Genomic DNA, 12321 nt, shown 5'->3' with positions numbered 1-12321 from the left:
TCATCGCTGTCGCTGTCGCTGTCGCCATCGCTAGCGCTTCTTCGGCACGATCAACCGGCCCTCGTTGATGCTGACCTCGTCGCCGATCAGCACGATGGACGCCCCCTTGCCGTTGCCGATGGTCACGCCCTTCTCGTCGATCTGGACGTACGCACCGCCCTTGGCCTCCAGCAGGATCCCGTCGCCGCCGGGCACGTCCGACATCACCAGCTTGTGGGCGCCGGGAGTCTGGATCACCACCGGCTGCGAGGCGGGCAGCTCCGCGCTCGCGCGCGGCGGCAGCTCGGACGCCTCCCCGTACCAACACCCCGTCCAGACGGGGAAGCTGGGATCTCCCTGCTCGAACTCCACCCACACCCCGGCGCCGATCTCCGGGACGGCGTACTGACCCGACTGGCGCCCGGTGAACGGCAGGCAGGGCAGCGCCCAGGTCGACGCCTCGTCGCCCAGCACATCCGGCACCTGGGCCGTGATCCTGCCGATTCTGAGCGGATCCTTGTTGTCGATCACGCGGCCCCGGAACTTGCCGAGGAAGCGGTTGTTCGGTGCCGCCATACGAAAATCTCCTGGTCGCTACGGGCGAACGGTCGTGCCGCGGGCGATGAGGCCCTCGCGGGAGAGCGTGAAGTTCTGCTGGTACGAGCCGGGCCTGAGGTTGTGGGTGACGCTCTTGACGTAGTAGTCGCCGTCGTAGGTCACCCCGGCCCCCCGGACCCCCACCAACTCCCTTGGCCGCAGCACATATCCATGCCGGTTGACATCCAGCGACCCGGAGCCGGAGATCGCGTCCGCCGAGGTCGCGGCCCTGGCGAGGGCCTCGGCGCTCGCCTGCCCGAGGTCCTTCTTCGCCGTACCGGAGAGCGTTCTGCGCTTGAGCGCCGGGCTGGCCCGCCGACCGAGCGGGGGCCGCAGCGGACTGATGTCGGGCTGGGCGAGCAGCGTGGAGTCGCGCGACGCCGGATCCTGCACGCGCGCCTGCGGCTCCTCGCGGGCGGTCCCGTCGTAGGCGAACGTCAGCTGGTCGACGGTCGAGTTGTTGTCCATATTCACATTGAGCGCGTGCTGACGCTGCCCGAGCCGCTGCTCGGGCCCCCAGAACGCGCTGGACCGTCCGGGCACGGGCCCCGGGTCGAGAGAGAACATGTACCCGTTGGCCTTGGCCAGCTCGTTCACATACTGGAGATCGGTCCCGGTCTGGTAGTCGACGCGGTACTGCTCGCGGGCCGGCTGCTGAATCTGCTCGCGGATGATGCGCGCGTCGATCCCGTAGTCGGCGTACTTCGCGAGAATCCGCTCGACGCGCTGTGAGGGCGCGAGGTTGGGATAGCGGTCGGTCCGCTCCTCAAGGTCCATCAGCAGGGTGAGGTCCTCGCCGGTGACCGTGAGCGTCGTCTGCCCCGGCTGATTGCTGGCGCCGACCTCCTGACGCACGATCAGCCCGTCGAGCAGCACGGTCGTGGTCCCCTTGACGGAGGCCGCGACGATCACCCGCGTCCGCGGATCGAAGAACCCCTCGGGCAGCAGCCGCCGCGTGATCACACCGGTCTTCGTCAGATCGAACGCGATCTGGAACCCGCTCCGTTCCCCGGACGTGGTCGTGATCTGAGCGGACAGCAGCGCCTCGGTCACCTCCGCGGGCACGGGCCGGGTGAGCTTGGGCCCCATGTGGAGGGTGAGATGGACGGGCCCGGTCCCGATCGGCTCATCAGCCATGGCCGTTCCCCACGGCTCCGCCGGGCAGCGGAATCCCGATCACCCGCCCCGGCTCGTCGGTCAACTCGCGTGGATCGAGTACAGGGTTGGCGTCGGCGATCTGCCACCACTGGCCCGGATCGCCGAAATACCGCTGCCCGAGATGGTCGGGCCGTTCCCCACCGCTGACGGTGTGCGGCGCGACACCGTCCCCGGCCGTCGGGAGCGGCGGCAGCAACCGCCGCTTGGTGTACCGCACTTCGGTGCCGTCCGGCTGTACGTGCACCCCGATCTCGGCGTCGTGGTACCGGCTGCCGCGCGGATACGGATGGGCGCCGGGGATCCCGTCCCAGGCGCTCTCGTAGGGCTCGATCATGGTCCACTACCTCCCCATCGCGATTCCGCCACCGAGGCCACCACTCAGCCCCAGAGCACCGAGCCGCCCCGCCCCCAGACCTGCTGCGAGCCGCTCCTTCTGCGCCAGATGCGCGAGATACAACTCGGCCCCGCGATGCCCGGCGGGCAGATCACTGACCGTCAGCACCTTCAGCCCGATGCTGAGCGCGGCCCGTATGGGGTTCAGATTGACGTCGAACGCCGACTCATTGATCGACAGCTCGGTCAGCCGCACGGGCATGACGCGCTTGCTGCCCCAGGTGAAGAGGGTCAGCGGCGTCTCGATCGGACTGATCTCGATGGTCCCGTTCTGCGCCAGCCGTGAGGCGGCCCGTAACTGCGCGGTGGTGGGCTGCACCAGCATTTCGAGGACGGCGAGCTGCGGATGAATCCCATCGGGCGCCGCCACATCCAGCTGATCGGTCGCGTCGATCTCGGCGGTGAACTTCCACGTCTCCTGCGCGGGCCCCTTGAGCCGCAGCGCCTCATTCCGATCCCCGCTTCCACTGCCCCCTCCACCGGAGTCCCCACTACCGCCGGCGGCCTGGGGCGCGACGGAGCGTTCGAGGGTGTCGGGATTGAACTGGAGCACGATGATGCGCTGGGGCGTGCCGCGCTCGGGATCGACGATGACGATCCCGGACCGAATGGGCTTGGGAATATCCGCGTAGCGTGTCATGGCCCCTCGCTGGTAGCAGTGCCGTGGCGGCGGAGTCCGTCCAGTAGGACGCCTGCGTTGGTCCGTACATGGTCGACGGGGTCGGTACGTTGGATTTCCTCCACCAAGGCAATGAGTTCCGGCCAGCCGAGATAGCCGGTTGCGATGACAACGGCTTGACGAATACCAGCGTCAGGGCTGCCCACCATCGCGCGCAATTGCTCGACTGCGGCCTCACGATCCGTGGATGCTGCGGAGAGGGCGACTGCATAGAGCCCGATCAGCGTGTCGTCGCGATCATCTGCGTGTCGTACGAAGGAAAGGGCGTCCGGGAAAGTCCAGGTCGGCACGGCATTCCTCAGATCCGTGACTACGGACTCGCAGTCCGTGCCATGGATCAAGAAATATCGCATGCCGATCGGTCGATCCTGCACAAAGCGAATTTCGGTGCCCCCGTCGAGCGTCTGCCAGACGTCCACCGGAGTATCCGAACTTCGGTCTCCGGCCTCGATGGCGTTCCAATTAAAGTCCCATGCGATGTCTTGGACATCTTCCCGTGTCACCTGCGGCCGCAGTACAACTCGTTGTGATTCGCGAAGCATTTACTGTTTCCTTTATTGCGTTCCGTAGAATTTTGAAAGGGTGTCCCTCAGCTTATGGCGTCCCTCCTCGAAGGCGCTTTCCTCCGTGTCGCCGATAATTCCCTGGTTGTTGGTGATGGCGTTCGCCCACTGCTGCGCGAGTTGTGTCTCGCGCCGCACCAGTTCTGCGCGTTCGGCACGAGTTCCCCCCTGTGAGGTGGTGCCTGGCGCGCGCCCGGCCGCTGTCGCCTCGACCCCACGCACAGCGCGCATGGCCTTGGCCATGGACATCGGGAACCTTCCTCGCTGCCCTGTGGTCTGCGTTTCTTCGTACTCGGCGAGTGCTTCGTGCCACGACATTCCTCCCCGATTCTGCCCGCGGCGTAGCAGGTCTAGGGTCATGGCCGAGAACCCGATATTCGCCGGGTTGCGCACCGATTCTCGGACCAGCATAAGCCAGGCTGTATTGCGCAGAAGACGCCGATTCCTTCGGCTGAGTCTCTTGGGGAGTTTTCCGGTCCTGACGTACGTGCGCATGTAGTCGGCGATGTCCCGGTCCGTGAGTCCGCTGCCGGCCATCTTCTCTGCGATCTGAGGGTAGGCAAACACGCCTCGGGTGAACGCGTTGAGGAATCCGGGAGAGTTCAGTTCCAAGACTCTCTCGTGTTCTCTTCCGAAAATGTAGGACTCGTCCTTCCAGAGCGGAGGCTTGTAAGGGTCCATGGTATGTACCGCGCCGCTCGGCGTGGAGGTGTTCAAGTTGGTTCCACGCTCTCGCAGATAACGCACGGCCGCAGGAATGTCGGGACCCTCCGCGACCTCCACCGGCTGTGACGGACGGAATCTGCCGAGCAAGCCGGACTTCGAACGCCGCATCCTCAGGGCTCGCTGCTGGATGTCAGGATGGTCCAGCAGTTCCTGAGAGATCTCGTGCACCAGCGCTCGAATCTCATCCCCTGTCAACCTGAAGCCGCCGCCTGCCAGTGCCTCTGGATTGAGAACAGCCCGGACGTTGAAGGACGGAAGGCCTTGGACACGGAGGTCCGTCAGCCGGTACCACAGTCGCATCGCGCTGAGCGTTGAATCCAGCACAATGCCTGTGGTCCCGCGACGGAACATGCGCCGTAGTCGTGGCTGGATGCGGGCCACGATCCTGCGGAGCCTGTCGTCCTTCGACTCCGGAGAGTTCTCGTCCCGCCGCCGCTGGTCGCGCTGCCGCTGGCGTTGTTCCTGGCGCGTCCTCTGTTGCCGGCGCAGCAAGTCCCGGCGGTGGGCGTAGGCGTCTCGCATGCGGCGGGCGTTGTTGTCGAGGTCGCGGCGGCGCCGGTTGTCGGTGTCCCTGCGGCCCAGGGCGTCTTTGGCCCTGCGGGTGCGGTTGAGGGCGGCCCGTACCGTCTGCCTGGCGCGGTTCATGGCCCTGGCCGCCGGTGACGTGGGGCGGCGGCGCTGTGTTGGCCTTGTGGTGTTTGGTTCGCGGCGGGTGCGGTCCTGGGGGGTGTTCTGGTCGGTGCGGTCGGAGTCGTTCCGGCGGTCGCGGTCGTTCGTGCGGTCCGGTCGCGGGCGCGTGGAGGTGGCGGGGGAGCTCTGGGGGCGGCGCGTGGTGGGGCGGGGGGTGGCGCCTCGGGACGGGCGGGGGCGCCGGCCGGGGCCGGTCTGCGGGCGCTTCAGTTCGTCGGCGGTGCGGCGGGCCTGCCCCTGGGCGTCCCGCGTCTCCTGGTTCCTGCGCCGCTGGTCGTTCGGCCTCGGCCGCTCCGTCGCCTGCGGCCTGTTCGGGTTGTTCGGGCGCGTGGGGTCCTGGGGGCGCGGCGCGGCCTGGGGCCCTGAGGCGTTCGGGGTGTTCGGCTTGGCGGGGTTTCGTTTGAAGCCTTCCGCCACTCCCTTCAGGCGGTCGCCGACCTTCTTCACGTACCTGGCGACCCCGCTCAGCAGCGCCTGGTAGGCCAGTTCCAGCAGCGCCACCACACCCGACGCCACGGCCTTGGCGAACAGCAGGCCGGCGTTGCCGCCCTTGACCGCCTTCAGGTAGTCCATGAACGCGCCGAAAGCCTGCAGGATCTCGCTCAGCGCACCCCACGCGGCCTTCAGTGCGTCGATGATCGCCAGGACCCAGCCCGCGCCGGGGATGAGCTTGGCGATGACCTTGGTGACGACGATCTCACCGATGATGAAAGGCAGTTGGGGCTTGGCCTCTTCCCAGGCCTCCTCGGCCATCTGCTCCTTGCTCACACCACCGTTGAGCAGAGCGTCGAAGATCGCCTTCGGGAGGCCCAGCACCTCCTGGATCTTCTCGTTGAACCAGTTCTTGACGGCCGAGATGATTTCCTGGAAGAGGTAGTTCCTGGCGCCGTCCTCCGCCGAGGCCGCGGCGCCACTGATCCAGCCTCCCGGGTCGGTGATGATGTCCGCGGCGATCAACGCCCACTCACCCAGGGCGTTGAGCAGGCCCAGCGCGAAGTCCATGATGGCCTTGAGCCCGCTCATGACGGCGTCGACCGCCATCCGGAGACCTTCACGCAGCGCGTCGAGGAGACCGCTGAGCATCTCACCGAGCTGGTCGAGGAGGTCGTTGACCATCTGTCGAAGCTCGTCGGCGATCTGGTTGACCAGCTCGATCGCCGCGTCGCGGATCTGGATGACGAGATCGCGAATCTCGTTGGCGATTTCGAGGAGGCCGTCGAGCAGGTCCTTGCCCAGCTGGATCAGGGCCTCGGTGAACTCCTCGAACTTCTCGATGATGAACTCACGGGCCTCCTCGATCCAACCGAGAACAGTGCCCTTGAAGTCCGTGATCAGACTGGTGATCGCCTCCCGGGCCGCCCGGAAGACCCTGATGATGGCGTCTTTGAGCTCATTGAGCTTGTCCCGGATCCAGTCGAACGCCCGGGAGATCCAGCTGCCCGAGTCGTCCTTCGCGCTGTCGCGTTCGCTCCTGGCGCCTTCCTCCGCCCTGGTCCTCTCTCGTCCGATCTCCTCCTGATCCGTCGTCCGCCGGTTCTCGACGTCCTCGTCGGTCTGCTCCTCCTTGTCCTTGACGTCCTCGCGGATCTTCTCGATCTTGTCGCTCTTCTTCGTCCCGAGGGAGTCGAGCTCTCCGTCCTGTTCCGTCCTCCACCGCGCCCGGGACTCCTCGACCTCGGCGCTGGTCCGCTCGCGTTCTGTGGTCTGGGTCCTCGTGTTGGTCTCGATCTCGCTCCGGACGTCCTGCCTGTGCCGCTCCTGCGACTTCCTGAAGTCGTCGTCCTTGGCCTGCCGCTTGCCGGACATCGTCTTCTGGCCGTCGCTGTACGCGCTCTGGAGCTGCGGTCCGCGTTCGTGTTCCGCGACCTCCGAGACCGCCTCCGGCGGGATCCGCCCTCCGACCGGCGCGCCGCCGCCCTGGCCCGCGCCGCCGCCCTGCCCCTGGGCGCCCGGCACGTGTGCGGTCAGCGTCTCCTGCGGTACGTCGGGATAGATCTGGTCCTCGCCCAGCGGCCGGCCGGCGTCGTCCCGCCCTGACGAGTGGAGTTCCTGGCCCTTGGCGTCGAGTTCACCGCCCTGCTCGTCGACGCGGCCACCGGTCTCCCCGCCGAGCCCGACGCCGGGTGCCGTGCCCACCGACGCCTGTGCGAGCATCTCGTCCTCGGTCGGCAGGTCGAGGATCCAGCCCACGAGGGCGTCGGTGTCGATGATGTCGCCGCCACCGACGAGATTGCTGACTCCGTTCACGATCCCGGCGACAGCCTGCCCCCCGGCCGCCAGGCCCAGTTCGATCTTGCTGGGCTCCTCGATCTCCATCCCCGGGATCTCGCCCTCCGGGGGCTGGTCCCCCTCGACCTCCGCCTCCTCCTGCTCGGGGGCGTCGACCTGGGCTGCCGGATCACTGGAGTACTCGCCCGGGGCGGAGGTGCTCGGCGCGCCACTCAACGTCTGTGGTGCGCCCGACGGCCGTTCCGTCGTCGGCGGTGCCGCCTGGAGGGCCTGATGTTCTTCGCCGACGGTCCTGTCGACCGCGCCGTTCACACCGCCCAGCGCCTCAAGGGCGCGGTGCGGCTTGAGGTTCGCCGCGGTGCTGAGACCGGCCTCCGGTGACACCTGCGACAGGTTCGGCGCGGCCGGTGCGCGCTTCGCCTGGGCCGGCGCGGCACCGCGTGAGCCCCCGCGGCCTCCGCCACCGCCCGAAGCGCTACGCGTGCCACCGCCGCCCTTGACGGTCCGTGAAGGTGCGGAGCCCGACGAACGCGAGCCGGCCGGCGCGGCCGTCGGAGTCGGCACCGACGTGGGAGCGGCGGCGGGCTCGGGGGCCGAAGCCGGAGCGGAAGCGGGAGCCTCTGACCGCCCGCCCTCCGTCCGCTGGCCCTCCGCCCCGGGCTCCGGCGCACCGCCACCAGCGGTTCCCGCCGCGCTTCCCGTGCCCGAGACATGGGTGTCCCGGGCCGGGGAGGCCTCGGCCGAGGTGCCGGTCCCGGAGTCCTGCCCGTCCGAGCGGGCGTCGCCACTCGGGCCGGATCCCTCGGATGTGTCCGCGTCAGCCGTCGGCGCCGGGGACGTCACAGGGGCAGGAGAGGACGCGGTGGGTGAGCCGGAGGCCGTACCCGAAGGCGTACTGGAGGCCGTACCGGACTGCGCCGTCCCACCCGCCGACGCCTGCGCGTCGCCTCCCGCCGCCGACGGCTGGTCCTGGCCCTGGTCCCGGCCCTCGTCCTGATCCTGGTTCTGTTCCGCCGTCTCGGATTCCTGGGCTTCCGGTTTCTGGTCCGGCTCGGATCGCTCTGTTGCCGGTGCCGTCGATTCCCGGTCCCTGACCTCGGGAGTCGGTTCGGACCCCGTACGGTCAGTGGCCGCACCGTCGGACGAGGGCGGCGGGCCCACCTCCTGCTCGACCGGTTTCTCGGCCTGGAGGGCATTGGCCTGCCGGCCTTCCGCTTCGGCGCGGGCGGCCGGGGAATCATGCGCTTCACCGCCGGCGCCCGCCGACGCCGAAAGCTCGTCGTCCCCCGAGGCCGATTCCGCCGCGTCCTCCTCGTCCCGTCGCGCCTGTACCTCTTCCGCCTTGGTCCCGGGAGGCTCGGGGAAACTGGGCACCGACGGGTTGGCGCCCTGGTCCGGGGTGATCTTGTCCGCGGTCGGTACGCCGGACACGTCGAGGTCGGACGCGGGGAGGAAGTCCTCGGGCGTGAGCTGGGTGTTCCACGCGCTGTCTGTGTCGAACGCCTCGTCCGCATCGAGCTCTTGCGGCTCGCCGCCCGTACCGGACTCCGCGCCCGGCGGCTCATCCTCCAGTTCCCCGTCCTGGGGCCGGATCCCTTCGAGCGTGCTGCGGCTGCCCAGGTCCGCGGTCCTCAGCAGAGCGCCGGGCTCCACACCCGCCGACTCCTGACGGTCCTTGCGACGCTTGTCCGCCTCACGCGGCTGCTGCCCGGCGATCAAGGGTTCCACGGCGCCGGGCCGGTTCTTGGCCGCGGACTCCTCCTTGCTCGCCGCGGGCGCACCGCTGCCCCCGGGGCCGCCCGCACCATCGCCGGACTCGTTCCGGCCGTGCTGCTGAGACCCCGAGGACTGAGTGGCGCTCTCCGCCTCGGCCTTGCCCCCGGTGGTGACGGCGCTGCTCCGGCCACCGCCCTGCCCCGACGCCTGCGTCCCCTGTGAGGTCCGGCCGGACGTTCCGGTGGGCTGCTGTGACCGGGACCCGGCGGTACCGGAGCCACCGCCGTTCGACGCCGGCCGCTGCTGGTCCTGTCGCCGCTGCTGCTCCTGTTGTTGTCCCGGGGCGGTTGGCTCCCTTTCCTCCCCCGAGCGTTCGGGCTGCTGCTCTCCCCGTTCCCGTTCCTGTCCTCGCTCCCGTACCTGGTCCCGTTCCAGCAGTTCGACGACGTCCGGCACGGCCGCGGGGGCACTCAGGGCGTCCAGTTCGAGCGGGCCGCCGTCCTCGGCCTCCTCGACCAGATCGATCAGCCGGTCACGCTCCGAGGGGAGCAGTCGCAGCTCCAGCCGGTCGAGCACCGCGTCCTGCAACTCGGGTCCGAATCGGGTGAGTTGCGTGCGTACGCGCTTGGAGCGGTCCTCCGGGTCGCCGCGCAGCGAGCGCAGCAGACTGTTCGTCAGCCGGTCCACCAGCGTCGCCGGGTCGAGCTGCTCCTGGCGCCGCAGGTCGGCGTCGAGCGTCGCGTAGCGCAGCCAGCCCGGAGTGGACTCGTCCCGTCGTACGTCCGGGGCCGGTTCTCCGTCCCGTACGGACCGCTGGGCCGCCGACTCCGCCTCGCGCTCCATCGCCTGCTGCGGCAGGCTCACCGCGCCCAGATCGCGGCCCGCGCGCAGCGCCCCCAGGCCGTCCGGGCTCTGCACCGTGTGCAGCAGTTCGTGGGCCAGCAGGCGCTGTCCGTCCACCGTGCCCGGACGGTAGGCGCCCTCGCGGAAGAAGATGTCCTGGCCGACCGCGACCGCGTCCGCGCCCAGCAGTTCCGTGAGCGCGCCCGCGTCGCGGTCGGTGTGGAGGCGTACGCGGCTGAAGTCGTGGCCGAGCTGCTCCTCCAACTCGCGCCGTACGCTCAGGTCCAGGGGCTGGCCGGCGCCGCTGACGATGTTCTTCGGTTCCGGGGTACGGGACTTGGTCCGGGTCTTGCGCTTGCGCTGCTTGTCGTTCGCCGACTGGCTGTTCCGCTCCCCGGAGTGCGTGGTGCTCATCGCGACTCACCCCGCCCCGAGAGTCCCGCGTGCACCGCGCGCGCCAGCGCCTCGCCCAGCCGCCGCGGTGAGGTGGTCGCGGGCAGGGGCGGCAGGCCGGAGAGGGCGTCCAGGGCCCGGCCGCCGTCCGCCGCCAGGGGTACGCCCCGGTCCCGTACGAGCCGGGCCAACTCCGCCTGGAAGGCCGCCGACACCCGGTCGGGGTCCACGCGGTCGAAGCCGTCGAGCACCAACTCGCCTATGTCGACCCGTACCGTGTCCACCCGTACCTCGGACGTACGTGGTGCCTCGTTCAGACCCATCCGTGCACCTCCGTGGGTGTCAAGGAGCGATCCAGCTTGAGGTACTCGGTGCGTGCCGCCTCCAGCATGTGGCGCATCTGGAGCCGGTCGCCCTCCTCCGCGGCGAGGAAAGCACCCGACAGCGCGATATTGCGGATCGAGCCGCCCGCCACGGTCAGCCGGGCCAGACGCTCCGGATCGATGCCCTTCATCGGCGCCCGCGCGGGCAGCACCCGCCGCCAGATCTCCGCGCGTTCGGCCTCGCCGGGGAAGGGGAAGTCGACGACGAAGCGGATCCGGCGCATGAACGCCGTGTCCAGGGCCTGCTTCATGTTGGTGGTGAGGATCGCCAGCCCCCGGTACGCCTCCATGCGCATCAGCAGATAGCTGACCTCCAGGTTGGCGTACCGGTCATGACTGTCCTTCACCTCGCTGCGCTTGCCGAAGAGCGCGTCCGCCTCGTCGAACAGCAGCAGCGCGCCGCCCTGTTCGGCCGCGTCGAACACCCTGCGCAGGTTCTTCTCGGTCTCACCGATGTACTTGCTGACCACCTGCGACAGATCGATGATGAAGAGATCCAGGCCCAGTTCCCGTGCCATCACCTCGGCCGCCAGCGTCTTTCCGGTACCGGAGCCGCCCGCGAAGAGCGCGGTGACGCCCAGGCCCCGGCGCAGTGTCGCCTCGAAGCCCCACTCCTGGTAGACGGTGGCCCGCTGCCGCACGTGCGCGACGATCTCGCGGAGGATCCTCAACTGCCTTTCCGCCAGCACCAGATCACCCCAGGCCGCCTCCGGTTCGATCCGCCGGCCCAGCTCGTCCATCCCCATCCGGGCCTCGGTGAGCCCGGCACGCCAGGCGAGGCCGGCCGCGTCCAGATCGTCCTCACCGGACAGATCCCGTACGACGGCGGCGCCCGCGGACCGGATCAGATGGGGCGGCAGCGAGAACTGCTCGACCAGTCCCCGCAGGTCGTGTTCCGACACCGCCGGTACGTCCTGAAAGGCGTTCGTCCACACGCCCAACTGCTCCTCGGCGTCCAGCGAGGGTACGGTCACCCGCTCGCCGCGCGGCCGGGCGGTCTGCCGGGGGTCGAGGCTGGAGACCACCAGCGGCACGCCCGCGCTCTCCACGAACGCGTCGGTGGCCGCGGTCTGTTCACGGTCCGGCTCACCGACCTCCACCAGCAGCGCCGCGGGCAGCAGGATGGCCTCACGCTGCCAGAGCCGGGCCAGCCGGTCGCGTTCCGCCGGATCGGTGGGCAGGTCGTCAGCGGCCAGCGCGTACAGGCCGAGCCCCGAGCGGCGGGCGCCCGCGGCGGCGATATCGGCCCGGGAGCGCAGGTCCCCGCCGACCAGCTCGACACGTAACGGGGCGTACGGTCCGGCGCCCGCCAGCCCCGCCGCGACCCGGTCCGCCGCCCGTTCGAAGGAGGCGGGGAGGGAGTCCGGCGCGGTCGTACGGCGCAACAGGCCGTGCAGCCGCGCGTCCAGATACGGCGAGCCGACGAGGAAGTGCAGGACGCGTTCGTCGAGGCGCAGCCGGGAAGTGGTCAGCCGTGTCTCGTCGTCCAGCTCGATCAGTCGCCAGCGGCGCAGCGGGGCGACGGGCGTCAGCGCGCTCCAGTGCGGCTCCGCCAGAGCGGCGAGGGCGAGCGAGAACGTGGGGTGTGCCCGGTCGGGATCGCCGCTCGCGGCGGCGCACCGGGCGCCGGTGGCGGGATCCAGCTCCGCGGCGGCGGCGAGCAGGATGACCTCGCGCTCGAACGCGCTGAGCCCGAAGCACCTGACGAGCGCGTCCAGGGTGCCTGGACCGGTGCCGATGCCTCCGCCCGTATCGGCGCCCCCGCCCCCGCCCGTGTCCGCGCCTGGAGGCTCGTCGCCCTCCGTCGGTCGCGTACGGTCCTCGGCGCGTCGCGCGTGGGCGTCGACACGCGCGAGCACGGACCGTACGGCCGCGGCCAGCGCGCGACCGTCCGTGCCGGCGCCTTCCGCCGCGCCCCGGTCCGCCCCCTCGTACGTACCCATGCCCTCACCCGCCCCCGTCTCGCGCACCG

The 12321-nt window shown here is 69.8% G+C and carries 8 protein-coding genes; all 8 read right to left on the bottom strand.

Annotation, left to right across the window (positions count from 1 at the left end; all coding sequences use genetic code 11):
- Nucleotides 1-30: 30 nt before the first annotated feature.
- From CU044_RS07860 to CU044_RS07825, 8 genes are read right to left on the bottom strand one after another with little or no spacing between them, the layout of a single operon-like run.
- Nucleotides 31-555 (bottom strand): phage baseplate assembly protein V, encoded by a 525-nt coding sequence (locus CU044_RS07860; protein WP_129767711.1) that lies wholly within the window; start codon nucleotides 553-555, stop codon nucleotides 31-33.
- Between the two features lie 18 nt (nucleotides 556-573).
- Entirely contained in the window at nucleotides 574-1713 is a 1140-nt protein-coding gene (locus CU044_RS07855; RefSeq protein ID WP_129767710.1) for a hypothetical protein, read from the bottom strand.
- A complete protein-coding gene (locus CU044_RS07850; RefSeq protein WP_129767709.1) occupies nucleotides 1706-2068 on the bottom strand; it encodes a hypothetical protein in 363 nt (120 codons plus the stop codon). Before CU044_RS07850 ends, CU044_RS07855 begins: the two co-directional genes overlap by 8 nt.
- A 6-nt stretch (nucleotides 2069-2074) precedes the next feature.
- Entirely contained in the window at nucleotides 2075-2767 is a 693-nt protein-coding gene (locus CU044_RS07845) for a hypothetical protein (protein ID WP_129767708.1), read from the bottom strand.
- Entirely contained in the window at nucleotides 2764-3348 is a 585-nt protein-coding gene (locus CU044_RS07840; RefSeq protein ID WP_129767707.1) for a HEAT repeat domain-containing protein, read from the bottom strand. Before CU044_RS07840 ends, CU044_RS07845 begins: the two co-directional genes overlap by 4 nt.
- 12 nt (nucleotides 3349-3360) lie before the next feature.
- Complete coding sequence (locus CU044_RS07835) at nucleotides 3361-9987, bottom strand: DUF4157 domain-containing protein (protein ID WP_129767706.1); 6627 nt, start codon at nucleotides 9985-9987, stop codon at nucleotides 3361-3363.
- Nucleotides 9984-10289 (bottom strand): hypothetical protein, encoded by a 306-nt coding sequence (locus CU044_RS07830; RefSeq protein ID WP_129767705.1) that lies wholly within the window; start codon nucleotides 10287-10289, stop codon nucleotides 9984-9986. Before CU044_RS07830 ends, CU044_RS07835 begins: the two co-directional genes overlap by 4 nt.
- On the bottom strand, nucleotides 10280-12292 hold the full coding sequence (locus tag CU044_RS07825) for an ATP-binding protein (protein ID WP_129767776.1): 2013 nt from the start codon (nucleotides 12290-12292) through the stop codon (nucleotides 10280-10282). Before CU044_RS07825 ends, CU044_RS07830 begins: the two co-directional genes overlap by 10 nt.
- Nucleotides 12293-12321 lie beyond the last annotated feature (29 nt).

Source organism: Streptomyces sp. L-9-10 (assembly GCF_004151105.1).
In the GTDB taxonomy this organism is placed as follows: Bacteria; Actinomycetota; Actinomycetes; order Streptomycetales; family Streptomycetaceae; genus Streptomyces.
The sequence above is the reverse complement of the archived record's forward strand: the minus strand, read 5'-3'. Positions and strand labels throughout refer to the sequence as shown.